The organism is Rhodococcus yunnanensis NBRC 103083 (assembly GCF_001895005.1).
Taxonomy (GTDB): domain Bacteria; phylum Actinomycetota; class Actinomycetes; order Mycobacteriales; family Mycobacteriaceae; genus Rhodococcoides; species Rhodococcoides yunnanense.
Genome location: NZ_BCXH01000007.1, coordinates 59,838 through 85,089 on the forward strand (window position 1 = coordinate 59,838; position 25,252 = coordinate 85,089).

Consider the following 25,252-nt stretch of genomic DNA (forward strand, 5'->3'; position numbering starts at 1 on the left):
AAATTCAGAGCTGTGAACGGTGGTCTCATCGACCGTCACCGAACGGGTCGAACGGCTTGTTGGACGGACCCGAAGGGCCCGGGCCCGGTGCCTGGCCTCGGGGAGGGCCGCCGAAAGGGTCCTGGCCACGCGACGGCGGCTGCGAACCCGGGCCGCCGCCGAATGGGTCGTAGCTTCCTGCACTGGACGGGCCGCTGCTTCCGCCTCCGAAGGGATCGAAGCCGGACGTCGCCGACGCCGGAACCGGGGGCGTCGGGGAGCCCGAGCCCGGTTTCGTCGACGATCGCAGTGTCGCAAGCACATTCGGCAGGCGGTTGGTCATGTCGTCGACGACGGACCGGCGAACTGTCGGGCCTGCGTCGTCACCGATGAGCAGAACGACGGTGGCGACATCGGCCGGGCCTTGTGGGTCGTGGAGAACGAACCAAGTGTTGTGGACCGCCAGCGGCAAACGTGCCTCGTTGCTGTTGCCATGCGTTGCAGGCAGTACCGATGACGCTCCGACCCGGCCCGGCGACGACGCCGTGACGAAACCAGCACCGACAGGGGACCATCCGACGTGAGTACGGAGTCGGACCCCTGCAACGTCCAAGGACCGCGCCGGCGTATCCAAACCTCGGACGACCTCGATCAGATCACGGTCGTTCAACCCGAAAGGCACACCGTTGCGCAGCACCGAGCTGCCTGCGATGGTCACCGGGAACTGCTGAGCTTTGAGCGTTCTGGCGGGAATCCTCGCCGTGAACCACTTCCCGCCGTAGAGCAACAAGAGCGGAATGCCGGGTCCCAGCAGCAGGGCGACGATCAATGCCAGGAGGGCATTTCCGGTGTCGAGCGGCTTTTCGAGCTCGGCGCGGAACTCGACATCTATCGGAAGAGCGCGATCGGCTTCACCGTTCGGCGCGACCATCACCTCGACAGTGCCGTTCACGGCGCCATTCGCTGCGTTCTCCACCTGCAAGGAGATAGGTAACGTCCCTTCCTCTCCGTCGCTCAGCTCCTGACACGCATCGACTGTCGCTGCCCCCGCCGTCGACAACCCGACCGTACCCACTCCGTCGGGAGATGCAACGACGGATGTCTGGGAGCCCTGTGGCAACCACGCACACCCCGGACCGGTCACCGGCAGATCAGCGGTGAACTCGCCTGCACCTTCGATCGTTCCGAAATCGATGGTGCGGGGAAGAGCCGGATACCCGATCGGCGGCGCGATCGAGAGCGGGACGTCTACCGACTGCGGAGCAAGCGCGGTACCAGGCTCGACCTCGCCGCTGGGTGTCGTCGCGTCGGCAGTGGTCACGTCGAGAGTGAGGCGAACCGTGGCCTGACCCGGGGCAACGTCGGCCAGATTCAAACGCAAGGGATCGGAAATCCGGTCCTTCGAGATATCGCTTCCGACGACTGTCTGCCGGCCGTCGCTTTCGATGAGCGTCACAGCCAGGGTCGCAGTTCCGAGAAGTGATTCCGGATCGACTTCGACGCGGTTGGCGTCCACGATTCCGAGGTCTACGGGAACCTCTGTTTCGCCGCTGTGAATTGCAGTAGTGCGCTGGCCCTTCCACTCGGGATACAGGTTCCCGGAGATGTGAATGTTGGACCTCGATCGGGCCTCTGCGGAGTCTCCGGTCGGGTCGACGAAGACGAGAGCCCAGACGCCTTGCCAGTTCGGGGTACCGGGGTTGGTCATGTCGAACGAGAGAGTACGAGGCGACTGCCAGCGATAAGCGACATCGACGCCCGAGACTTCAGTCGTTATGTCGGACTCCGACGCCGGTAGTGGAAGCTGTGTTCCGTCGGGTGCCACCAGGGTCGGAACCAGACCTGGCACGTCGGCCGAGGCAAGTACACCGACAGAATCGATCGAATTATCCAGCACGAATCGGTGTTTGCCCTCTTCACAGACCGTTACGACACACACGCCGGCCTCGCGAGTCAGCGGTGCTTGGCCGGGTGTCGAGAATGCATCGAACGCAAACAGCAAATCGTCGATGTTCTGTGCAAGATAGAAGTCACCGGGAGCCGGGCTCGAAACGTTTCCGCACGTAGTCGAGCCGGACGGCTCGCCCGTCGCCACCGATCGCATGACGTCGAAATCAGCCGGTGATGCCGTGCCTGCAGCCAACCCGATACCGAACACCACTATGCCAGAGGATCTGAGCTGGTCGGCAACACCGCCAGGTCGGCAGATGGACTCGGTAGCGGCGCCGACGACACGCGTGACATCCTCGGGGGTATCGAGTGGAAGATCCGGTGCGTACGGTTTACGAGTATCACCTCGCGGTGTGAAGTCGATCTTGCCGTCCGAGAACCAGGCAACCGCCTGACATGGATCGACGCCGTCGACCGGTTGAGTGTGCTCGGTGAGCGACGTGCGAGCTCCATCCAATGCCAACCGGTAGTCGGTGTCGATTCCGTCGGTGCGATCGCGGAAGCTCTCGACAGCCCCTTTCACCGCGGGCACACTTGCAGAATCGAGTGACGTCCAGTCGGATTCGACGGAGTACTCGTCGGCGAAGCCTGCGACAGCGACGTCCAACTCGATGCCCGATGAGTCCTTGTACTTGGCCAGTTGGTCCAGGAGATACGTCGCCGAGGTGATCCGTGCGCCGTCGGGGTCGGATGTCTGCAGGCTCGAGGATTCGTCGATCATCAACAGTAGATCGCCGCTCCGCTGGGATGCGAGACAGGCACCGAAGTCCGACACCGCGGCGCCGCCGGGGGCCGCAGACGCCGTCGGTGCGAATACGACTGTCATTGCGGCGCAGGCACCCAGCAACGTCGTCGTCAGTAGGGCTGAGGCTTTTGCCTTGTTCACAGTCGGCCAATCCAGTCAGCGATACGCAAGGCGCAGACGATAATTCCTGTCGCAGCAATGACGAGTACCGCCCAGTAGGCAGGCTTCATCCACGTCGGCTCGGTGTAGACAGGCCGGGCTCGCCGGTTGGTGTCGAGCAGAGTGAATGCCGACAGGACCCCGATGGCCACTGGCCCTGCCAGCACCCAGCCGACAACCGCAACAGGTCCGGAAGCGCCGAGAACGGCACCCACGATCAGCCCGATGAACGCCAGTACGCCGGAGGCGATCAGATAGAGGGTTGGCGGACCCGCCACCGACAACGACGAGGTCGGCTGCGAGTCCAACGCGCGAGGTGACGGCGGAGGTGAACCGAATCCCCTGTCGTTGCCATAGCCGAACGGATCCGGTGATGATGCCACAGCGTGTTCCCCTCAGAAAGGCATAGGTTCTCGGAAATGGCGCCGACTCGAAGCCGCCGACGCTGCACGAACCATCCGTGGGAAATCGGCTGCCTCATCAGTACCGTTACGGCTGAGTGGCATTCGACAAGGCCGGTCAGACGTTGATACCGAAGTCCCTGGCTATACCCGCCAGACCAGAAGCATAACCCTGCCCGATCGCTCGGAATTTCCACTCGTCCCCGCGGCGGTACAGCTCACCGAACACCATCGCGGTTTCGGTGGAGGCATCCTCGCTCAGGTCGAAGCGAGCCAATTCTCGGTTGTCGGACTTGTCGACGACTCGGATGAAGGCGTTGACGACCTGGCCGAAGTTCTGGCCGAGCTCGTCGGCAGCATGAATCGACACCGGGAACACGATCGACTCGATCTCCGGCGACAGCGCAGTCAGGTCGATGTCGATGCTCTCGTCGTCGCCCTCGCCTTCGCCTGTCCGGTTGTCACCGGTGTGCTCGATTGCGCCGTCAGGCGACCTCAGATTGTTGTAGAAGACGAAGAAAAGCTCGTTGACTACTTTCTTGTTGCTCCCCAGCGCGATCGCACTCGCGTCCAGGTCGTAGTCACCGCCACTGGTCGTCCTCACATCCCAGCCCAAACCGATGGTCACTGCAGTGAGTTTCGGCGCCTCCTTGCTCAGAGAGACATTCGCGCCCTTGGCCAGCGTCACACTCATGATCCGACTCCTCCGTCGATCCGAGATCGATCATTTCCGTTCCCGCGCGTACACCTACAACTCTCTACTTTTAGCAGACCAAAGGGCCTGAGTCTGTACGAATACCGTCAAGTCGTTCAGTTGAATGACCTCACGCCAGCGCGACGAACCCAATGAAAAGCACAACTGCGAGGGGAATTCCAACCGGCAGCCAATTTCGAGCAAACACACCGTAGACGGGCGTCGTACCTGCAGCCACCGCCCGCCGCTGCATGGCTGTGCGGCGAGCGCGGCTCAACGCGAGCAACGACACCAGCACCAGGAGGCCGAAGAACATCGCAGTCGACAATCCTGCCTCTGGGTCGAATACAGCAGCCACCGTGCAGATTCCGAAGAAGACCGCCACTACGATCGCGGGCAGTGACTTCCAAAGCGGAACCAGTCGCTGCCTATCCGCCTTTGCCGCGCGGGCAACACCGACCTTCGCCATCGGCTGCAATTCACCGTCCACGGGCCGCAAACCCGCCGCAGGATCCAGTGGCGCGGCAAATATATCGGGCTCCTCGCTCGCTGGTTTCGATTCCGTCCAAGGCTTCGTGAACGGGTCGTACACATCCACTGTCGGCGCACGAGGAGGCTCCGCCCTGGCCACAGCGTTGATCTGCTGAATCACGAAGTCGACGTCGACTGGCTTCAAGGTGCCTAGGTTCTGCGACTGCCCGGCGCCATCGACAACCACGAGGGTGCGGCCTGCTCCCCGCGACTTGATCTCACCGCGCTGAATCTCGAAGACAGGGATATCGATCAGCGGCCCCTTCGTCCCCACGCTCCCGCTGAAGAACGCCACGACCCTGCGATCGGTGATGGCGATTGCGTCTGTGAGCGGCCGAAGGCTACTGATCCGGGCAAGCGAGTGGACCTGTTCACCATCGGCCAGCGCTCCGCTCAGAGCGGCCATCCACTTGGTGCCGTCTTTTTCCTTCAGGCTGGGCGAAAGCGGTGGGAGCATCTTCATCCTGTTCGAGTGATCAACTGTGCGAATGCACATCGTGCCGTAGTCACACTACGTTTTCAGCCCTTTGCGACTTGTAACGTTGCCCGATGCCACTGCGAAACGCAGTGTGAATGGGGGCATTTCCGTCCCGGATAACTCGAAGCTGGGGATTCCATGATGCTCGCAGCGATCCACTCCGTCAGGCTCGCACGATCTCGATTCACCATAACTGCGTCGGTATTGGCGACTTTCGCAGTCCTGGCCGTCGGTTGCTCGTCGGATGACCCAGGGGGCGAGACTGGGGACCCTGTTCAGGTCACGGTCCCATCCCTCCCCCAGGTCGATACATCCACTCGTTCGGCGCCGTCTTCCACAACGACGTCGCCAGCAGCCACGACGACCACTGCGGTACCCACACCAGCACCGATCGTCACGACGCCTCCTCAGGTCTATGTCCCGCCAGCGCCGATCACGACCTACACGCCACCGCCCGCTTACACACCACCGCCCGCTTACACACCCCCTCGTGTGGACTTGCCCGAGTCGGTACCCGGCGTCGTGCATCCCGGGTCATACTGCGATGTGCCCGGCGCGCCCGGCGTGACCAAGTCGGGCACAGCGATGGTCTGCGGTACCGCCTCTGACGGTCGCCTGCGATGGAAGAGCGCCTGAACCTACCCGCGAATTGACGTGCACACGTGGTCAAGCGATAGTAATGCGCGAGCAGCACTTCCCTGGGCAAAGGCAACATGAGCATCTACACCGCAACGATCTCCAGAAACAGCGCAAGAGAACAATTCTCGGCGTCCTTTCGTCATCCCGCCCGCTTGGATCCGTCTACCGGACTACCTGGACGACGGGTGAGGCGGTCGCTCGGAACAACCGACTCGCACCGTGCCGAGCGTATGGAGGAGCAGTTGAACGAGCTGCTCGCCGACGACGGCTGGTTGCATCCTTCTGCGCGGGAGTTTGCGGAGGGCACTTTCGATGCGAATGTGATCTCGGCCTTCTACGACGGTACGGAACCGCCCGCGCCGGGTGCGTCGAAAGCGCTTCGCGAGGCCCATCTGCCGCTGCCGACTCTCGAAGCCGACGACTATCGCCGGGTGTTGATGATCGGGACCACCGGCGCCGGCAAGACGACCGTCATCCGTCAGATTTTGGGAACCGACCCTGACCGAGACCGCTTCCCCTCTACTTCGACGGCGAAAACCACCGTCGCAGATACGGAAATCATCGTTGCCGACGGTCCGTACTCCGCTGTCGTGACGTTTTTCTCCAGCGAAGAGGTCACCGATCACCTCATCGAATGCGGAGTCAAAGCAGCGCTCTCGATCAGACGCGGCGCTGCCGAGCACGACGTACGGTCGGCCCTCCTCGATCACGAGAACCAGCGATTCCGCTTCAGCTACATTCTCGGTCGGAAGCAGAAGCCCAAGCCCCCTCCCGCAGCGAAGCTCGACTTCGATGAATTCGACGAGTTCGAATTACCATCTGCCACAACACCGAAACCCACACGATTCGACGCCGAGCCAACTCACCTGGACGGCGTTGATCTCGACGAGAGCTCACGGCTGATCGACTCTGCAATCTCGGCGCTGAAGTTCCTCGTTGCACGCCACGGCGGAGCGGAGGAATCAGAGTACGTCGAGGACGAGGAACTCGACACCGCGCTGCGCGACGACGACATGTTCCATTCCATCATCGACAGCTTGCTGGAAGACATCGAAAAGCGATTCACTGCTCAACGAATAGGCGTCTTCGAAAAGAACGATGTTGGTTGGCCCCAAACATGGCAGTTCGCGAGTGCTGATCGATCGGCGTTCCTACAGGCAGTCAATCGCTTCACGTCGAACTACGCGCCACTCTTCGGGCATCTGCTCACGCCGTTGGTCGATGGCATCCGGGTGGCAGGCCCGTTCCTTCCGGAATGGGCGGACGGTGAGCTACCGAAGTTGGTCTTGATCGACGGTGAAGGCCTTGGACACACTGCGAGATCGTCCGCAGCACTACCCACAGAAGTCGCGACCACCATCAACGAAGTCGATGCCGTCCTGTTGGTGGACAACGCTCAACAGCCCATGCAAGCGGCTCCAGCTGCAGCGATCCGGTCGATACTGACATCTGGCAATGTCGAGAAACTCGTATTCTGCTTCACTCATTTCGAAGAGGTGCAGGGCGATAACCTCACGAGCATCCGCGACCGGGCGCACCATGTATTAGCGAGTGTCGACAACGTGTTGAGCACCATCCGGCAGGATTTCGGACCACGCGCCGAGCAATCTGTGCGAGATCGCTTGGACAACAATCGAGTGTTGCTCTCGAGCATCGATCAGCCGCTCAGGAAGTCCACCGACAACGGCAAATGGTCGATCAGTCAGTTTCAGAGACTGCTGGCCATCATCGAGCGAAGCGCTGAGAGACCGGATCTCGGGCCTGCGAAGCCGGTCTACGACAAGGCTTCGTTGTCCGCCGCGATCGAGACCGGAACACGGCAGTTTCATCATCGCTGGGGTGGTCTGTTGGGGACTGCCGAGGCCGAGGACGTAGAGAAAGAGCACTGGAGCCGCATCAAGGCACTGACCAAGCGGTTCGCTGAGGGAATCGCCGATCAGTACGACACCCTGAGGCCGAACGCAGAGCTGCGGGAGTTACTGAAGGACGATATTTACAAGGCCTTGGAGCGACCGGGAAAGTGGATCGGCAACCCACCCGAGAGTATGGAAGACCAGACAGTGGTCATCGACCAGTTCTCGAATGCGATCGCAAAACGATTGGAACAACCGATTCGCGAACGGCTTTCCGAGGTGCCGCGTTCGGATTGGCAGATCAGCTACGCCTACAGCGGCAACGGCTCGACAGGTAAACGTGCACAGCACATTTCCGACAGCATCTTCGGCAAGAACGTCACCGTGCCGGAAGATCTCGCCAGCACCGACCCCAGTACCTTCCTCCACGTCGTGATCGCTGCGGTCGAGGAAGCTGCTGCGGAGGTCGGTGTTCACCTCGTTTGAATAACCCCGAGTAGTTCAGTCGTCCATCACAATGGTGAGGTCCCAGCGAATCGCGGGCAATCAGACCCTCGTTGATGAGCGAGTCGATGATTTCACTCATCAGTGTCTTCGATTCCGCGGACACGCGTTGCCCACCGAAAACCTCTACTACCTGTGAAATTAGGTTCTTGTCATCCACTGTGACGGATTCCTGAACAGTTCGGCAGACAGCAAGTGAGAGCTCTTCAGTGGACACGTGGGTCAATTTGCGAATCCCCTGTCCCTGAGCTGGTACTCGAACAACGCCGTCGTTGATCGACCCGCTGCGATAGAAGCCTCGTTCGTCTGCGCCGTACGGGCTGGCCCGATTCATTGCGCGATCGACCTCCGGTTTGATCGCCGCACCGAGTCGCGCGACACCCCACGCGCTCCGAAATCGTTCGTACAAGATGTCCGCGTGAACTGGCGACTCGACGCTGATCACTTCTTCGAAAAACCGTTTGGCGTCCAGTCTGCCTTCTGGAGTCTTTATGTCGCGAGTTCCGCCGGTGGAATGTTCTACGGCGACATACTGAGCCGTCCATTCACGTGGGGCAGAAGATCCCACCTCCGTGTACTCGACTGTTGGACCCGCAGGGGTATGACCACCTCCATCAGCCTTGTCCAACGAGATGCGGTCGACCCGGCAGTTTGCTGTCTGTCAAATCAGACAGCTGCGTGTGGACCGCATGCATCATTGCGGGCACGGTGGAGGTCAAGTGCGACTCGAGCACTGATCCGCGCCATCTTCGATATGGTTCTCGTTGACCACCGCACGGTCCAAAATACGCTAGTAGCACGAACGGGGTCAGCAGGCAAACCGCCCCAGCTAACCAAACAGCGCCCGGTACACCGATGATCGCGAGCCCCGCTGTTACTGCGACAACCGCCAAGGTGAACCAGTAAAGAAGTTCGACCAGGACCACACCCTGGTAGCGCCGATAAAACGAAAACCGTGCGAACACTCTGGCTACCTCAAGGAACGCATCCATCTCGCGCTCCTGCGCCACGCTGACGTAGCCGTCGTCTCGCAAGCGTACGGCCTACCGGAGCGCTGAGTCCCTCTTGCTGAATGCCCCGTCGATCACGGACAACTTCGTGTCTCTGAATAGGTACTTCCACGCACCGAATAGTGCCGAGGGCGTCATCACGGAACCCAAAACCAGCAGAAGCTTCTCGATTAAACCCGGCCCAACCATTCCTTACTCCCCGTCGTCGGAATATCAGTGGCACAACCGTATCCGGCGGGTCCGACATGCACACGAGTCCTTGATAGCGGGTTCAAATATGAGAGAAGGGTGTTAGAAATGCCCTGACATGGGAGCGACGCAGGCCCGCGTCGTCTCATAACCGGATCCGCGCGACACCTGGACCTGCCGTATGAGGGCAGCGCCGACATCCATGCGGGCCGTCGCCAGTGAGGCGCAACATCGGCGTCTTGCTCGACATGGGCTTCCGCACAGCGTCAACGAACCCGTTGCCGCAGTTGTGCGCATCGCTGCCGCGCAGCTGAGCGCTGGCAGTAACTCTCATCACGCCTATCCTCCCACCGCAACGGTGCGGCTATGTTTCTGACGGACCGATGTTCCACGTTGCCAGTCCCCCGCCTGCTTCGCTGACGATCTTCATTCCCCCGGGACCAGCCACGGTCCACGCTTCGAAGTCAGGGTCAGCGGGCACCGTCAGGGTCGTGTGCCCACTCAGTAGAAGCGTCAGCGTACTGTCGACCGTTGCTTGCGCCTCTTCGATGACTTTGCCAATCAGGTCTTTGAACGCAGGGTTGAACGACAACTCTTCGTCGGGGGCTCCTTCAAACCTGCCGGCCTGCGAATCATCCACTTGGAAAGTCGATTCGATCCGAATCTCGAATCCGCCCGAGGTAACCAACAGGAACGAAAAGCCGAAGTCGACCGTGACAACAGTCTGGTTGACCAGAGGAATGTGCACGCTACCAACCCTTCGGAACTGCGAACGAACCGTCGGGCTCGATCGGAATGTGAGTCGACGACTGAGGGCCCGGCTTTCCGTTCAGATCGATCGGTTGTCCGTGCTCGTTGTAGAAGCGAACATACCCGTTCGGATACCTCGCGCTCGGATCCATGATCCGCATGGAGTCGTTATTGCCCGTCGAACCTGGCTTCTGCCACACCTCACCTCGGCCATTCTTGGCGGGTGTACTGGTCCAGCCTGCAGGGACGCTCGACGGTGAGCCAGTTAGCGCTGGCCTCTTTCCGCGACCAAGGTCTCTGATTCGCTGTAGGCCCGATTGCAATCGCTTCAGGTCCTTGCCGAAAGTCAGCTTCGCCCCAATACCTCTGGCTGACCGCCACATGAGGATGGCATCTCGGACGATTCCCCCGTATTTCGTAATCGATCGTGCTGTTGCTGCAACACCTGCCACCGCGCCGGCGCCAAAGGTGATGAATGACGCTGCGATCGAGATTGCAGCGGTCACTGCGAGCTCCTGTGCGAGTGAAACCAGTAGCTGCTCGAGTTCGTCCCGCAGATCCCCAAGGGCACATTTGTACTCGGTGCACGCAGTGCACAGTTCATCCGCTGCGATCACCACATCGAAAAGTGCCGCAGACAATTCGCGCAAGTCTTCGTCCACGAAGTCGACGTCGGGACCCACCGTGTCCGCAAACAGCGACGCGGCGGCTTCGACGTCCCGGGAAAGATTAGTCATTCCGTTTCCTGTGGCCAAAACCCGCCATACTCCCCCAGCGACATCCAACTTTGCGGTATCACCGTCAGGAACTGGGATGCCGATCTCACCGACCAGACCGATGCCATCGTCGAGCAGTCCCTCACCCGGGCCCCCAGCCGCTGGCGGAGGCACAAGCACAGAGGTCTCGATGTAATCGGGAACGGCGGGCATTGCCGGTTCGATGCCGGATTGGCTGGCGACGTGTTCCGCCAGCGCGTAGTTGTAGCCGGCCTGAACCAACACATCGCCGTAGTTTTCCAGCGCTTCGACCAAAGCGTTTACACCGGAAAAGAAGTCGGCGACGTACTCGTCGTAGCCACTCGCCCACGCCGCACCTTGCTCGTACGTCCCGGCCATTCCGCCGCACTCGCCAAGCGCATCTCCCGCCGAACGCGCGCTCTCGCAGAGCGCCGACGCAACCCGAAAACAGACGTTCGCCGCAGCGTAGTAGGTGTCAGGATCAATATCGAGACTGGTTGGAGGCATTCAGATTCGCCCCAACATCTTCAAGTTGGCCGCAACCGTATCGCAGTAACTTGACTGCGCATTTTGCGCCATGGTGCGCATCTCCACCAGCAGTGCGATGAGATCCAGTGCCGAACCAGTCCATTTGCTGTGAACGGCTACGTAGGCATCCGCAGCCGGCCCAGTCCAATGCAATCGCGCGGCAGAGGCGTGCTCCCCGAGCCCGCCCACGATGCGGTCAATCGTTTCGATTGCGTCGCCGAGCCGTTGCGCTAAGTTGTCGAGCTCGGTCAATTCGACGACAAACCTACCGGCTGATTCAGTCAAGGTTGAGGACGTTTGTGAGTTCAGCCAGCGATTCGTCGACGTCGACGTAACCGCGTCGAGCGTCTTCGATGTTCGCGCCAATGCGACCGAGATCATCGACGACGGCCTTGGAGCATCCACGCACATCGGTCCATTTTCGCTGTAATTCGGTTCCCGCGGCTCCGACCCAGCCATCTTCGACCCGCACCACATGCGGTTGGAGCGACCCGAACGCATCGACAAGCTCATTTACCGCGCTGCGGACCGACTCACACAATTTGTGCAGCTCGTCCGGAACCACACGCATCGGCTCAATGCCAGAAATTTCTCCCACAGTCCCACCCCCGGGACCTTCCTACCATGCCGCCGACCGGTCGCCAAGCCGTCAATTTTGCAGCTCATACGGCCAGAGGGCGGACCGAAAAACCGACCGCGATTGCTTCCGCAACCGGCTCCACCCGATCCGACATCACGGCACCATTCCCCACCCTGCGGCGAGCCCGGCCGCGTTCGTCAAAGACATGGAATCGCAGGCGCGGGACTACGTCTACTTCGGTGCGACGTTCTCTGCCGCTACCGCTGCTGGTGACGCCGGCATCGGCCCGAAGGTCTTCATCTCCGACGCCGACTCCGGCATGCTGATGAAGGAGGACTTCACCGGCGTCTCGTCCACCGCCACCCTGGATCTGTTCGACGAGGACGCGAACGTCGAGAAGCTGGTCGCGTTGCGGAAGTCCGTGTATCGGCTGGCCGGGGTGACGCGTCGGGCATCGGTGTTCGAAGACCCCGCTGTCGTGCGTGGGTTGATCGCTAAGGTCGGCGGGGCCTTACCGGCCGACTTCCAGTGGATGCTCCGAACGCTTGCCCCGGACAAGGCTCGCATCGAATCCACCGGTTTCGACGCCGTCCCCTGCCATGGTGACGCAACGTCTCCAACGTGCTGATGCTCGACGACGGCAGCATGCGCCTCGTCGACTGGGATGTCGCGGCGCTGACGGGTACAGGACATCGGTGCGTTATTGGCGGAGATCCGCCCATTCGACTCGGATGCGCGCGAGGTCTTCGAGATGGCGTACGGGCCGTTCGACAGTGCGCTGATCGATCGGCCGCGGATCTACGGAATTGCGGACTCGCTGCGCTGGGCGCTTATCGGATCGTATTGCGATGCAGTCAAGCCCGGAACGCACAAGTATTCGAAGTTCTCCGATTGGCAGTTCCTGCTGGCGCGCGCTGGTTTACGTGACCCGCATTTCGACGATCGAGTACGGAACATCTGAGGTGACCATGAACGAAATTGCAGTCGGATCTGCCCGCACCGAGCCCGAGCGTCAGGTCGAGAAAGCTCTCGCTGCTGTCACCGAGCGAGGAAGGGCTGAACATCACCTACTCCCCGTGACCGGTGGGTTGATGAACAGCAACTGGCGCATCACCGTCGAAGGTAAGCCCAAGCGCTGCTTCACGAAGCTGCCGGGTGCTGGCACCGATTCGTTCATCGACCGGTCCCGGCCACGAAATACCTAACATGCGATTGTGATGCGGCAGCGACACATCAGCAGGACCATCAACAGAAGCCACCTCGTTCGCACTATCTGCGATAGGCGACGTAGTTGTCTCCGCACTCGGCGATACCTGTGCGAGCTGCTCGAGCTCCCACTCTGCGAGCGGCTCGCCCGCCCCGACCTCGGGCTTTGCATCCGTGCTCGTGTTCTGCCCGGCAAGTGCCTGCACGCCGTCGGCGACAGCCGACGCGACGACCTTGGTCAGCAGCGCGGCGGATCGGATCGGATACAACCGCATGGTCAAACAGGTGAAACGATCCGCATGTGGATTCCGGAACGTCGAAAACTCTGCTCGTAGGATACGGTTCATACAACCCACACCGCGCGGGCCAAACTTCAGACTTCCTGCTGAGTTGCCCGGTTGAAGTCGAAGAGCACGTTTGAGCGACTTCATCTAATTAGTAGTCGACGATCAACGTCTGACACGAAATCTGCGCATGAAGAAACACATCTTTTTAAAGATGCCTCATTTAGATGAAGTGAATCCCCCCGAAGCAGAACTCCCACACTTGTTACTACTCCACGCGTTTTCGAATTCCGCTGGCGTGGCGTGAGCCTCCCTAGTCCATGGGCAATCGAGTTTCGAATTTCGCGAGCAGCCTTAATGTCGCTCCACTTTGCACATTGCCCCAACGAGAATCCGTGAAATTTCTTGAACGCAAACTCCCGATTTTGCCACGATTCACTAACCTCACCCTTGGCGGCATCAATCAAAGACAGAGCAAAGCGATCGCGACCAACTGACTGCAAATCAAACTGATGGTCGCTGCAAATATCGATGAACGCCTCTATTATACTTACAATCCGTAAAAATTCGCTCTGCGCTCGCACTTGATCAAAATTGTACGAGCCGAGATACGAGGCCATGCCGCTATAGGAAATTCGCCCGATGGGCCGCAGTGCCGGAAGCCGACCAAAATCTGCTCTGGTCGCATACAAAAGACGGAGAGCCTCTTCTGTAACCGCGAGCGGGGGCACCCTCATTGCACAGCCCCTTGCAGCATTTTTTGGTGCAGCACGGATGACTTTGCCCAAGCCTTGATCAAGCCCTCGGCTCCTGCACGCTCTTCGGTCCTTAATTGGTTACAGTAGTCTACGGCAGCAGCGATGTAGATATGCAAAAGCGCTTGAGGACTTTGATCCGATTCGTCGATTATTTCCGATAAATCAATGTGCCCACCAGCTGCTAGCGCACGGGTCGCGTACGCACGCAGTGGCGGACTTGCAATTTGCATCCTCTGCTCAAACAACCAGCCCTGCCACGCTGAAGCACGATCCACGTCCACTGCTTGCAGTTCACGCATAGTGTCAACAAGCCAGATTCGCTGCCACGCATTTAGAGATAGGCCGCCCACGAGATTGCCAACAGTATCAACCACTTGCCCTGATGCCACGTCCGCCACTTTGGACAAATACCGCATTAGGTTCGGCATCAAAGCGGGAACAAAAGCCGCGAACCGAATTACATCCGGTATTGCCCTGCTATCCACGTTTGCTGCTAATCCATTCAAAGCGCGACGAAGCAGTCGAATGTCGTCACTGCGCAGGTTTCGCAGATCGATCGAAGGCCGACTTTCCGTTGACTCCGACTCGCCGCTACGGCTTTCATCAACAGCCTTGGCAACATCGGCTGAACCGCTCTCCGCCCCAGATTCTTGCCCCTCCCAGGGCAACGCTTGGGCCCCACGAATTATGGACAGCGCAGCGTCCGCGTCACCTTCGCCAAATTCGTCAGCATAGTCGCCTACCAATGCCTCAAAATCGTCCGTCGAGATCGTAACTCCATCCTTGAGAGCGGACTGACCGAGATTGTCTACTAGATACCGCAACAAACCCACCGTAACAGTCTTATGCTCAGCGATCACAAGCCCAGCACGACGTACCGAAGCATCCAGCGACTCTATAGCGTTAATCGCGCTTTCGTAGGACCTGCTTGCGATCCGAAAGTCGTCATTAAAGCGCCAGACCGCCAGACCAGATCGCAATAGCTCCCGCTCAATGATATCTGCATAAACGTCCGAAAGACGATCAGAGGAGTCCAGGAGCTGCGGAAGTCCGTATTTTCTTCCTTGAACCTCTTCCAATAAAGATGTCAAAGCTTCGATCAATTCGAAGTCAGAGCCCCGAAGGAGCAGCTCCTTCGCAAGCACGGCATGATCGATGAACTGGTAAAAGGCCGTAATATCGGATTTCACAACATATTTGACTTCGGAGCGAACGAATAGCTGTTGGGCGGAAATACTACCAGTTCGACCGCGCCTCCTTCGCTTTTGAGGTTCCGGATTATTCAACGCGTACAAGACAGGAGCAGTAACGAACTTGAGATACGCCTCCACAGACCGATCGAGCACACTTTCGTTTGAAAGTACTGCGGAAGTAATTGCCCGGTAGGCAACTCGTTCCAACATCCCCCAGAACGGCACTGGCCGCGATCCGTGTGCTGGCTTTCGAACTGAGACTTCGATTTCAGGCGTCGGTTGAAACCCAGCCCTTAAGAGATTCGATAAATATCGTGTTAAATCAAGGGAGTTTTCCCCTACCACGTCCCACAGGGGTTCAGATGGGAGCAGATTGCGTGTAGCTAAGGCTTCCTCCTGAAAAGCAACCTTGATGTTGAGGCTCTTCAGTGCGGCCGCTGACATCGGTTCCAAGAATCATGCCTCCAGGTCGTAATGCCACCGGCTCTGCGATCTGATGCCTCGCGCAACCACGCGGCACCGGGTGTGCAATCTACCACCGCTGACACAGCCACAGTAGCCAACCACTGAGGCTCGCTTCACATCAACACTGCCAGCGGTGATCTGAAGGTCGAGCGGTCTCAATCCTCCCAGCCCGTTGTCGACTGAGTACAGGGTCGCCACCAGGCGACCGTATCGACCTCGCAGCCCAGATCGTTGGTGTCATCCATCCGAATGAACTGCCCACGACACCTTTAGCAGCGGTAAGTACACTGAACTCGTGTCCGATACCGTTGCCAAGGCACCTTGTCGGTAGGCCCGTCTAGCGTATGAAGGTTGGCGGCACCGCCGCGACCATCGACGAGACGATGAACGACGGAGCTCGGAGGACACATGCAGGATCTCGGCCAGGAGCACAACCCGTTTCACACGGTGGTCGACGGTGTATCGGTAGAGGTCCATGCTCACCCCGCGGTCAATCTTGCGCTCGTCCACAACGGCGTCCCGCTGATCACCAGTGTCGAGGTCGTGAACCTCTCCGACGCCGACATCGTCGACGCAAAGGTCTCGGTGCAGCTGTTCGGCGCCGGCGAGCAACTGTCGCCGCAACGAGTCGACGTTCACGACGGCACCCTTCGCATCGGCGAGAACATCGTGTGGTCCAACTATTCGGCCATCGTTCCGCCGATCCCACATCTACGCGAGCTCAACGAGAGCCATCCGGCGACGATCGCCGTCACCGTGTCCCGGCTGTGGGGCGACGACATCCACCTGAACGCCCCTATCCGCGTACTGGCACACAACGAATGGTTCAACGCGCCGGTCTTCTTCGACTCCCTCGCCGCGTTCGTCCAGCCCAACACCAAGGCAGTCAATTCCGTCCTCGACGCTGCGTCGAACCTTCTGGGCACCGGAACGGGCGATCCGTCGCTCGGCGGCTACCAGAAAGGCCCCGAACGAGCCGCCCAGATCGCAGCCGGCATCTACGAAGCTCTTCGTCATCAACAAATCCGCTACATCGATCCACCCGCCTCCTTCGAGCACACCGGACAGAAGATCCGCACCACCGCACAGGTGCTCGACGAGCGCTTCGGCACCTGCATCGACCTCGCCGTCACCTACGCAGCATGCCTGGAGGCCGTCGGCATTCGCCCGGTCGTCTGGCTGATCAACGGTCACGCCTTCGCCGGATTCATGCGCGACGAGAGCCAGCTCGCCCATTCGACCATCACCGAGCCGAACGCACTGATCAACCTCGTCGAATCCGGTCGTGTGATCCCCGTCGAAGCGAAATACTACGATCCCACCGAGGCCGGCACGTTCAGACAGGCTGTGGCGGATGCGCGTCGGCACTTCGCCGATCACAGCGCACTCCGTGGTGTCATCGCAATCTCGTCGGCACGCAAGGACGGTATCCGGCCCTTGCCGAGTCTCGACGAGATCGCCGTCGCCAAGGCCGAGACGTCGTCGCCGGTACCCGTTGCGGTCGATCTGGGACTCCCGGTCGATCTGCTCGACGCCCACGACACAACGGACCTCGTGCTCGACAGCACGGACACCGCTCCCCCACGCGTCCAGAAATGGAAGCGATCCCTCCTCGACCTGAGCACCCGGAATCGGCTCCTCAACCTCAAGCCGATGCGCGAGGTCATCGACCTCCACGTGCCCACTTCCGGTCTGGCTTTGCTCGACGACCTGGTCCACGCCGGCACCGACATCGAACTGATCGCCCACGACGAACTCAGTTCCATCCACGAGCTCCAAGGCGCCCGCCGGGCACAAGACGTCGACGACGCCACCATCCTCGACTATCTGCGCGACCGCAAGCGCATCCACGCTGTCGTCACCCAGGACACCTACGCCGCGCGGCTCAAGCACCTCCAGCGCACCGCACACACGATGTTCGAGGAGACCGGCAACGCCAATCTGTTCCTGACGTTCGGCGGCCTGATCCACACCACCAGCAGCGGGAAGGATGCCCGAGCTCCCCTGTTCCTGCTTCCGGTGAAGATAGTGGGCGGTTCGGGACGCAGCCAGTTCAAACTGACCGTGGACACAGCAGGAGTCTCGACGCCCAACTACTGCCTCGTCGAATGGCTTCGGATCAAACACACTGCGTCGATCCCCGCCCTCGAGAATCCACCGCTCGACGCGCACGGGATAGACATCGACGAAGCACTCAAAGGCATTCGGTCCGCGTTGGTCGAACACAACCTCGACTTCCGCATCGACGAAACTGCATCGGTTGCCATCTGCCAGTTCGGCACGTTCGGAATGTGGAAGGACCTCACCGACCACTGGGACATCCTCGAACAGAGCCCCATCGTGCGCCACCTGACACACAGTGCAGGTGAATCCTTCCGCGATTCCCGACGACCGGACGGTTCCGACATCGAATCCGTACCGGTCCACGAACTCGACGTCCCCGTTCCCATTCCCGCCGACGGCTCCCAGCTCCGCGCCGTCGCGTTGGCAGCCGACGGCCACACCTTCGTGCTGGAAGGACCACCCGGAACCGGCAAGTCCCAGACGATCACCAACCTGATCGCGCACACCCTCGCGCAGGGCAGAACGGTGCTGTTCGTCGCCGAGAAGCAAGCCGCGCTCGACGTCGTCAAGAAGCGCCTCGACAAAGTGGGGCTGACCAAGTTCACGCTCGATCTGCACGGTAAGAATCAGAGCGCCAACGCCATCCGCGATCAGCTCAAGCGCGCGATCGAGCACTCGACCAGCTACAACAACCGGTCATCGGCAGCCAAGCGCGCCGATGTTCGCTCACACCACGTTCCACTCGAGGACTACCCGACCAAGATTCACGAGACGAACGGCGTCGACCATTCGCTGTGGTCCGCGTACGACACCACTCTCGGACTCGGCGACGGCCCCTCCGCCACCATCCCCGCAACGTTCGTCGCGAATCCGTCGGTGTCGGTTCCCGAGATCACCAGTGCCCTGCAGCAATTCGAACGAGCCGCGCGGTCGATCTCCATCAGCGCCGAGAATCCGTGGTCCATTGCAGGAATCATCGACGCCCACGCCACCGACGACGACTTCCTTTCGGTCGCAGCACGATCAGCTGCCTCACTCGACGCCGTTCTCAGAAGCTCCACCGTTCACTACGCCGTCGAACAAGTTCCGTCTCCCGAGACACTCGAACTTCTCCTCCCCCAGGCTCGACGCCAGATCGGTCGGTCGATTCCGCCGGCCGACGCGTTGACCACCACCCAATCCAGTCAATGGGCCGCGTCCAAGCAGGCCTTGTTCGCAGAGATCTCGCTTCTGCAGCAGCAGTGCGGCCCCCTCACGTCGGTCTTCACACCCAGCTTCATCGAACGTGGCGACGCCGACACGCTGGCCCTCGCCGCCGAGGAAGCCGGTAAGGGCATGTTCGGCAAGAAGAAGCGCGCCGAGCAGTTCGCGCGCGAGCTGGCGCCTGCCTTGTTGCCCGGAGTACAGCTCGATTCTGAGGCTGCGCTTCCACTTCTCAGGTCGGTTCCCGGTGCTCGTGAGCTCACCGCGCAGACGGTGCAGCACATGCATCTCCTGTTGACGCAGTTCGCGCCGGCGACGTGGAATCCGCTCGGTAGCGATGCAGCACATCAACTTCAGCCGTCGTTCGAGTATGTCGAGCAGACCTCGAACTTCGTCCGCACGCAACCGCAGTTGTGGCAACTACTCTGCACGACTGGACCGCTGTCCCCGCAGGACATCGATACGCTCGACGGCGTTGCGCACGCGTGGCGCACCTGGCGTCAGATCCTCGGTACGAGCGACGACGACATCGACCGATGGCGCAACAACTCTCACTGGTTCACCGCATGGCAGCGGGATTCACAGTTGTGGCTGGGCGCCGTCCACACCGATGGCAGCGCGCCGATCCGCCAGTGGTCCACGATGACAGCATTTCTCAATCCGCTGCGGACGGCCGGGCTGAACGATCTGGTCCATGAACTCCTGACCGGTGCCATCCCCGCGAATCAAGCCGAAATCGCATTCATGCGCGGAGTGGCCCAAACATCCCTCAGCGAGCGACGTCGCAAACATGGCCTGACGCACTTCGATCGGGCGATCAAGGACGGCCAGATCGACGACTTCGCGAATGCATCGGCTGCGAGTAGGTCCGAACAAGTCAGTGCGCTGCCAGCGGCGCTCCTCGAACGGCGCTCGTTCCAAGCGGGCTCGCTGACGGGCGACGTCGGCCATCTCCGACGCGCACTCGACGCCAAGCGCGGCGGAACCACATTCCGGCAGTTGATGAATCGCTACTCCAACTACATTCTCGAAGCGACGCCGTGTTTCTTCGTCAGTCCCACCTCGCTTGCGCAGTTCGTACCACCCGGCTCGGTGACGTTCGATCTCGTTGTGTTCGACGAGGCCTCGCAGGTGACGGTCCCGCAGGCCATCGGCGCGTTGGGACGTGGACGGTCGGCTGTCATCGTCGGAGACTCCCAGCAGATGCCGCCGACGTCCATCGGGGTGGTCAGCACCAACGACGGCGACGACTACACCGAGGACGACGAGGTCATCCCCGAGGATCTCGACAGCATCCTCACCGAAGCGGTGGAATCCGGCGTCCCCCGGCTGTGGCTGTCGTGGCACTACCGGAGCCAGGACGAGTCGCTCATCGCGTTCTCGAACGAGAAGTATTACGAGGGACGTCTCGCGAGCCTCCCGTCGCCGGGTGGCGACGACACCGCGGGTGTGGAGTGGCGTCGCGTCGACGGGCACTTCAACCGCGAGACCAAGGACCGTGTTCGCACCAATATCGTTGAGGCCGAGGCGATCGTCGCCGAGATTCGCAGCCGACTGTCGAATGCTCATCTCGCGTCGCAGAGCATCGGTGTCGTCACCTTCAACGCGCAGCAGCAGACATTGGTGCGCGACTTGCTGGAGGGGTCGGGTGATCCGCTGATCCTCGATCAGCTCCGCGAGGACCGTGACGACGGGATCTTCGTCAAGAACCTGGAGAACGTCCAGGGCGACGAGCGCGACGTCATCCTGTTCAGTGCGGCGTTTTCGAAGAAGCCGGACGATCCGAAGCTGCCGCTGAATTTCGGTCCACTGACTCGGACCGGCGGCGAGAAGCGTCTGAATGTGGCGATTACTCGTGCGCGGCGCAAGGTGATCATCTATACCTCGTTCGAGCCGACGGACATCGATCTGGCGCGCACGCGGTCGGTCGGCATCGCGCACCTACGGGGATATCTGGAGCAGGCGGCTCAGGCTTCGCGTACGGATGACGACCGCCCCACCCACTCACGAGCAGCGTCGGACGAGATACAAACAGGGTTGGTCCGGTCGCTGCGCGACCATGGCTATGAGGTCGAGGCGAACTACGGGCTCTCCGACTTCGTGCTGGATGTGGTTGTGCGTGAACCAGGTTCGGAGCAATGGCAGGTGGCGATCTTGCTGGACGGTCCGCAGTGGGCGAAGCGACCCACAGTGGCGGACCGTGACCTGACGCCGCAACTGCTGGAGTCGATGATGCATTGGGGGTCATCGGTGCGGGTGTGGCTACCCGACTGGATCGACAACCCGGCGGCCGTGATCGCCCAGGTAGGCGACGCCGTGGCCCTATCGAAGGCTCGGATGGCGGCGCGGCAGGCCGAGATCGATGCCGCGGCCGAAGCACAAGCTGCGGCCATAGCTTCGGCTGCATCCGCTGTGGAGGAGACGCTGGACTTGCCTGACGACTTCGCGCCCGATTCCGACCGATGGACCAAGCCCGATCCGGAGGATGCGAGCGTTCCAGAACCTGTCGAGTCGGTACTGGTCTCACGCGTGGCGGTCGAGGAACCCTCGCTGTCGTTCGAGGAGCCACGCGACTGGCATGGACGTGGCATCGCGTACATCGAAGCACCGACTTCAATGCTGGGCGTGCGCGACGACCTCGATCGAGTGCATTCACCAGCGGTCAAGAACACGATCATGCGGGCGGTTCAGGAGACGGTCGCGATCGAGGGCCCGATTTCACTCGATCGGTTGGCTCGGAATGTGGCTCGACGCTTCGGGTTCGACCGTGTCGCCGCAGCCCGACGCGGCTTCGTTCTTCAGTCCGTGCCGGAGGAGTTGATCGAGCGGTCGGAGGAGCTGGGTAGCTTCGTGTGGCCGAAGGAACTCGATCGCACGACGTGGCGAGGTTTCCGTAAGACTCAGACCGACCTGACGCGTCCCTTGTCCGAAGTTGCGCCGGAGGAGATCATCAACGCGATGATGACGGTCTGCGCACGAAGTGGTCAGCCTGACTACGACAGTCTGCTGCGTCAGACGTTGCAGACGTTCAACCAGAAACGTCTGACCGGTCCGACGCGGGTGCGGTTGGAGGCGGTCATCGATCTGGGAGTTCACAGGGGGCGGTTGATCAAGATCAACGAGACGTACCGGGTTGGTTCGTAGCGTTCTGGGCGTGCACGAACGTCCTTCACTCGGTCCCCGGCGGCCGGAGGATGTAACTGCGAAGAAGAGTGTACATTGCTGGACAAGTCGAGACCGGGGGTCCAGTCTGATGCTCGGCACTTCGCGATAGCGGTAACCGGGGTGGTCAACCAGCAGAGCTCGCGATCACGGCGGCGACATCGATCGCCGCAGCGTTTGTCAGCTTCGGCGCTTCAGCTGTCGTCGACACGGCCAAATCCGCACAGTCCATATAGAGGTTTGGATCGCTGATTCGCGACGGGATTGCAGCCCTGGCCATCTCGAAGAACATCGGCCGAGGCGTTTCGCATCGGCGCAGATCTGGCGTGGTGCAGCGAGTATTGTTGCGCCTCAGATCGATCGGCAAGAGGGATGTCGACGCGGCTCGTCGTACCCCCCAAACGAAACATCGACGAGCTGTTTGCGAATGGAAGCAAACCGAAGGCCTCCGAGCTGGAGAACTGTGCCCGATCGGAGGGATGGACATCACGCTGAAATAAGAAACGCCGATGGGCAGCGGATCGATCCCTTCGGTAACGAAGTGACTCGAAGAAGCCCCTGCAAACCACACACCGATCGATTGGGACTTGCCTTGAAGAACGATTACTCCCACATCAAGGGGCTGGCGGACATCTATTTGGAGGACAGTTTCGTCCTGTCCATATCGGAAGCCCCCAACGAGATCGCATTTGCGCTCGATGCAGTGCTCACCCCTGCGAACCCGCAATACCAACCACCGAAACCTGACGAACAATATTGCTACGCACGTGGCACATTGATATTTGAGGACGTTACCGCCGTCAAGTGGGTGACCCGGTCCGAACAGCAATACACAGATGTAACAGGTGACGTCGACCTGGGGAACATCGACTCGCTGAATTTCGAGCCTGGCCTGTACTCGGTCGAGGGTGATTGGGGGTCCGTCGAAATTCGTTCACCACGCGAACCAGAGTTCTTGCTCGATTGATTCCGAAACGACGCTCCTACAGATGTCAAGTGGCGAGCGCTAGGCTATCCTGCCGGAGTGCAGTGAAGACTCTCGCTCGACCTATCGGCCGCAGGAATCTCGGCTCGGACCGCTGTAGTTGCGGCTCGCGTCGCTGGATACCGCTGGAGGACCGAACAATCAAACTGACAACCCCTTTCACCGGATGGGTCGAGTAATGAAGAACGGAAGATTCGAAGATTTCGACCTGGCCCGGGTGGTCACTGACAACCTGGTTTCTCTTGGCATCCGGCGGGGCGATCCGGTTACGATCCTCGAAACACTCGGCGACCACTACCTGGTCCAGGCAGTGAACATGAACGATTACCTCCAAATGCCCTGGGGCGATGCCGAACATAGCGATCTGGAACCCTCCGACGGAACCGACGAGAATGGCAATTCGCTGGTCCGGCCCATTCCCGGTCCCCCATAGAAACATCTGGTCGAGGTGTTTGAGGTAGACCATGAATTAAGCCCCACCGGTCACTGGGTGTACCCGGTGGACGCCCTCGTCGACTCACTGATCCAGCTGTTCGCCGTCCTTCTTACCGGTACGCTGGCTGTAGCCTTTGTCTTCTGGTTCATCACCAAGATCCACTGGGACATAGCTCAGCGTGTCCATCTCGGCGTGGACCTCCAGTTTGACAGTCAGCGTTCGGCCACGAGTCTGTCTTCTGCTGCGCGCGTTCCGAGTTCGATACGTGCAGCGGGGTTGTCGTTGTAGAAGCGGATCCATCTGGCCAGCACCATTGGGTGGATATCTACCCGTCGGCAGTCGAGCTCGATGAGAGGTTCGGTCGGCAGCTTTTCGATCCTCCACAACGGTGTCGTGTTCCGCCGGGTGAGGGAAGTTGCCGGATCGACACGAATGGCGATGGCGGCGTACGTCCTGGCGGCAAAGGACACGTCGACGACGGCGTCCCATGTCACCTCGGACTCGTACGACCAGCCGCGTCGACGAATCCCCTCCGCGGTGAGTTCGATCGTTCCGTTGCGTATCGAACGAGTAATCAGAGGAACGAAGAAAGTCGCAAGAAACGCGCCCATCACGCCGCAGATCATCAGCATCGCACCACCAGCGGCGAAGCCAAATGCGATCAGGACGACCACCAGCGACCCGACCACCGCGGCGAGCAGCGGCAAGCCACGAGAGTCGTAACGCAGGCTCGACGCCGTGACCGACGGACGCACGGCCTCACCCACGTTGCGCGACGGTTGATTGCTCCACGCGAAAGCTGCAGTGGCCGTGATGAACACCGCGAAGAACCCCGTGGCGAGAGCGGACGCTACTTGACCGGTGATGACACTGGATCCAGCCACTATCAGGGCAATCAGCACAAGAACGCCTGCGAACATACTGCCCAGAACCAACTGCACCCGCGGGACAGGGAAACCGGGAAGCTCGTCAGCGCGGTGATCAGAAAATTGCATCCCAAGCCCCCGTTACCAATTCGCCGATCGCGGAACCTGTGTCAGCAATTGCTGCGGCGCCGTCGCCGATTGCATCGTCCACGCTACCCAATCCTTCACTGTAGAGAGTATCTACGGCGCCCGAGGTGAAGATCCCGACCACCGCCCCACCAAGTGCGCCGACGGCGGTGCCGACTATCGGTATCGGGATGGCAGTCCCGATCAACGCACCGGCAGCGACCGCCGCGCCGAAGCCGAGTCCGCCCGAGACGATAGCCTGGTCGACCGGTTCACCGGTGTAGATGTCGTAGGCAATACCGGCGATTGCAAGCCCTCCCCCGAGACGACCCGTGATTCGACCTGCCTTGCCATCGACGTTCTTGGCTAGCTCTGACACGTCGTCTGCGTTTCGGGCGAGGGTCCGCGACCAATCGAAATCCCGATAGATCCGAGCCGCCGACGTACCGGGCGATGCCGATCGGGCGAGTTCCAGGCATCGGCCGGACTCGCGCATCAAGAAGTCGGCCTGCTTGGTCATCTTCGCGACGGCTGCTTCCGATGTCGGTCCGTCCCATGCCGCATCGGAGTTGTTGCGTGCGGAATACAAGCTCTCGCTTGCGCCTTCGATCTCCGCCGCGAGAGAGTTTCGTAGCCACGACGCGACGGCTCGCACCGCTTCCGGGTCTCCGTCGATTCCAGTGTCGATTGACATCGGTCACTCGGTCCACGACGCCGAATTGATCGTATCGGCCGCCGCGAGGTCCTGCTCGGAGTATCGGTCGACGCACTCCGTGA

General features: G+C 60.5%; 20 protein-coding genes and 1 pseudogene. 6 read left to right on the forward strand and 15 right to left on the reverse strand.

Annotation, left to right across the window (positions count from 1 at the left end):
- Window positions 1–25: 25 nt before the first annotated feature.
- From RY1_RS13465 to RY1_RS30845, 5 genes are all read right to left on the reverse strand, one after another.
- Window positions 26–2,755, reverse strand: coding sequence for a vWA domain-containing protein (locus RY1_RS13465; protein ID WP_245819648.1), 2,730 nt, complete (start codon window positions 2,753–2,755; stop codon window positions 26–28).
- 56 nt (window positions 2,756–2,811) lie between these two features.
- Window positions 2,812–3,216, reverse strand: coding sequence for a hypothetical protein (locus RY1_RS13470; protein ID WP_072804089.1), 405 nt, complete (start codon window positions 3,214–3,216; stop codon window positions 2,812–2,814).
- 136 nt (window positions 3,217–3,352) lie between these two features.
- Window positions 3,353–3,928, reverse strand: coding sequence for a TerD family protein (locus tag RY1_RS13475; protein WP_072804090.1), 576 nt, complete (start codon window positions 3,926–3,928; stop codon window positions 3,353–3,355).
- A gap of 130 nt (window positions 3,929–4,058) precedes the next feature.
- Window positions 4,059–4,916, reverse strand: coding sequence for a hypothetical protein (locus tag RY1_RS13480; protein ID WP_139279832.1), 858 nt, complete (start codon window positions 4,914–4,916; stop codon window positions 4,059–4,061).
- A 296-nt stretch (window positions 4,917–5,212) separates the two neighbouring features.
- Window positions 5,213–5,335: a hypothetical protein gene (locus RY1_RS30845; protein WP_281249974.1), complete on the reverse strand. Its 123-nt coding sequence runs from the start codon at window positions 5,333–5,335 to the stop codon at window positions 5,213–5,215.
- Window positions 5,336–5,806: 471 nt separating this feature from the next.
- Here RY1_RS30845 and RY1_RS13485 point away from each other — a divergent pair, with 471 nt between their 5' ends.
- Window positions 5,807–7,915 (forward strand): hypothetical protein, encoded by a 2,109-nt coding sequence (locus tag RY1_RS13485; protein ID WP_084727403.1) that lies wholly within the window; start codon window positions 5,807–5,809, stop codon window positions 7,913–7,915.
- Here the strand turns inward: RY1_RS13485 and RY1_RS31005 are convergent.
- The 5 genes from RY1_RS31005 to RY1_RS13510 all read right to left on the reverse strand — a co-directional run bounded on the left by RY1_RS31005 (window position 7,809) and on the right by RY1_RS13510 (window position 11,745).
- Window positions 7,809–8,501: a DUF3320 domain-containing protein gene (locus tag RY1_RS31005; RefSeq protein WP_169914699.1), complete on the reverse strand. Its 693-nt coding sequence runs from the start codon at window positions 8,499–8,501 to the stop codon at window positions 7,809–7,811. The genes RY1_RS13485 and RY1_RS31005 overlap by 107 nt on opposite strands.
- Before the next feature lie 995 nt (window positions 8,502–9,496).
- Window positions 9,497–9,880, reverse strand: coding sequence for a DUF6188 family protein (locus RY1_RS13495; protein ID WP_072804094.1), 384 nt, complete (start codon window positions 9,878–9,880; stop codon window positions 9,497–9,499).
- A 1-nt stretch (window position 9,881) separates the two neighbouring features.
- Window positions 9,882–11,126 carry a WXG100 family type VII secretion target gene (locus tag RY1_RS13500; RefSeq protein ID WP_072804095.1) on the reverse strand — a complete coding sequence of 415 codons (1,245 nt, stop codon included), beginning with the start codon at window positions 11,124–11,126 and terminating at the stop codon, window positions 9,882–9,884.
- The gene (locus tag RY1_RS13505) at window positions 11,127–11,399 is read right to left on the reverse strand and encodes a WXG100 family type VII secretion target (protein ID WP_072804096.1); all 273 of its coding nucleotides are present in this window, start codon (window positions 11,397–11,399) and stop codon (window positions 11,127–11,129) included.
- A gap of 25 nt (window positions 11,400–11,424) precedes the next feature.
- Window positions 11,425–11,745, reverse strand: coding sequence for a WXG100 family type VII secretion target (locus RY1_RS13510; protein ID WP_139279835.1), 321 nt, complete (start codon window positions 11,743–11,745; stop codon window positions 11,425–11,427).
- 187 nt (window positions 11,746–11,932) lie between these two features.
- On the opposite strand from RY1_RS13510, the gene RY1_RS13515 reads away from it, so the two are divergent.
- Window positions 11,933–12,355 (forward strand): protein kinase family protein, encoded by a 423-nt coding sequence (locus RY1_RS13515; RefSeq protein WP_072804098.1) that lies wholly within the window; start codon window positions 11,933–11,935, stop codon window positions 12,353–12,355.
- A gap of 75 nt (window positions 12,356–12,430) precedes the next feature.
- On the forward strand, window positions 12,431–12,688 hold the full coding sequence (locus RY1_RS13520; protein WP_072804099.1) for a hypothetical protein: 258 nt from the start codon (window positions 12,431–12,433) through the stop codon (window positions 12,686–12,688).
- 274 nt (window positions 12,689–12,962) lie between these two features.
- Here the strand turns inward: RY1_RS13520 and RY1_RS13525 are convergent.
- Both RY1_RS13525 and RY1_RS13530 read right to left on the reverse strand, forming a co-directional pair.
- Window positions 12,963–13,193, reverse strand: a pseudogene (locus RY1_RS13525) (30S ribosomal protein S2); the annotation flags it as partial.
- A gap of 757 nt (window positions 13,194–13,950) precedes the next feature.
- Window positions 13,951–15,612, reverse strand: coding sequence for a reverse transcriptase domain-containing protein (locus tag RY1_RS13530; protein WP_084727406.1), 1,662 nt, complete (start codon window positions 15,610–15,612; stop codon window positions 13,951–13,953).
- Window positions 15,613–16,041: 429 nt separating this feature from the next.
- Here RY1_RS13530 and proA point away from each other — a divergent pair, with 429 nt between their 5' ends.
- On the forward strand, window positions 16,042–22,044 hold the full coding sequence (gene proA, locus RY1_RS13535; protein ID WP_072804101.1) for an anti-phage protein ProA: 6,003 nt from the start codon (window positions 16,042–16,044) through the stop codon (window positions 22,042–22,044).
- A 145-nt stretch (window positions 22,045–22,189) separates the two neighbouring features.
- Here proA and RY1_RS29690 read toward each other — a convergent pair whose 3' ends face one another.
- Window positions 22,190–22,429: a hypothetical protein gene (locus RY1_RS29690; RefSeq protein WP_139279836.1), complete on the reverse strand. Its 240-nt coding sequence runs from the start codon at window positions 22,427–22,429 to the stop codon at window positions 22,190–22,192.
- Between the two features lie 225 nt (window positions 22,430–22,654).
- Between RY1_RS29690 and RY1_RS13540 the strand changes: the two genes are divergently transcribed.
- Window positions 22,655–23,029, forward strand: a complete 375-nt coding sequence (locus RY1_RS13540; protein ID WP_072804102.1) for a hypothetical protein — start codon at window positions 22,655–22,657, stop codon at window positions 23,027–23,029.
- A gap of 196 nt (window positions 23,030–23,225) precedes the next feature.
- Window positions 23,226–23,480, forward strand: coding sequence for a hypothetical protein (locus tag RY1_RS29695; RefSeq protein ID WP_139279837.1), 255 nt, complete (start codon window positions 23,226–23,228; stop codon window positions 23,478–23,480).
- 215 nt (window positions 23,481–23,695) lie between these two features.
- On the opposite strand, the gene RY1_RS13550 is transcribed toward RY1_RS29695, so the two are convergent.
- Together RY1_RS13550 and RY1_RS13555 are read right to left on the reverse strand one after the other, a co-directional pair.
- Entirely contained in the window at window positions 23,696–24,478 is a 783-nt protein-coding gene (locus RY1_RS13550; RefSeq protein WP_139279838.1) for a hypothetical protein, read from the reverse strand.
- Window positions 24,465–25,169, reverse strand: a complete 705-nt coding sequence (locus tag RY1_RS13555; protein WP_072804105.1) for a PPE domain-containing protein — start codon at window positions 25,167–25,169, stop codon at window positions 24,465–24,467. Before RY1_RS13555 ends, RY1_RS13550 begins: the two co-directional genes overlap by 14 nt.
- Window positions 25,170–25,252: the final 83 nt, after the last annotated feature.

Coding starts and splice junctions, on each gene's coding strand:
- RY1_RS13465 (WP_245819648.1), bottom strand. CDS start 2,755: ATGACAGTCGTATTCGCACCGACGGCGTCTGCGGCCCCCGGCGGCGCC.
- RY1_RS13475 (WP_072804090.1), bottom strand. CDS start 3,928: ATGAGTGTGACGCTGGCCAAGGGCGCGAATGTCTCTCTGAGCAAGGAG.
- RY1_RS13480 (WP_139279832.1), bottom strand. CDS start 4,916: ATGCTCCCACCGCTTTCGCCCAGCCTGAAGGAAAAAGACGGCACCAAG.
- RY1_RS13485 (WP_084727403.1), top strand. CDS start 5,807: ATGGAGGAGCAGTTGAACGAGCTGCTCGCCGACGACGGCTGGTTGCAT.
- RY1_RS13500 (WP_072804095.1), bottom strand. CDS start 11,126: ATGCCTCCAACCAGTCTCGATATTGATCCTGACACCTACTACGCTGCG.
- RY1_RS13515 (WP_072804098.1), top strand. CDS start 11,933: ATGGAATCGCAGGCGCGGGACTACGTCTACTTCGGTGCGACGTTCTCT.
- RY1_RS13530 (WP_084727406.1), bottom strand. CDS start 15,612: ATGTCAGCGGCCGCACTGAAGAGCCTCAACATCAAGGTTGCTTTTCAG.
- proA (WP_072804101.1), top strand. CDS start 16,042: ATGCAGGATCTCGGCCAGGAGCACAACCCGTTTCACACGGTGGTCGAC.
- RY1_RS29695 (WP_139279837.1), top strand. CDS start 23,226: ATGAAGAACGGAAGATTCGAAGATTTCGACCTGGCCCGGGTGGTCACT.
- RY1_RS13550 (WP_139279838.1), bottom strand. CDS start 24,478: ATGCAATTTTCTGATCACCGCGCTGACGAGCTTCCCGGTTTCCCTGTC.
- RY1_RS13555 (WP_072804105.1), bottom strand. CDS start 25,169: ATGTCAATCGACACTGGAATCGACGGAGACCCGGAAGCGGTGCGAGCC.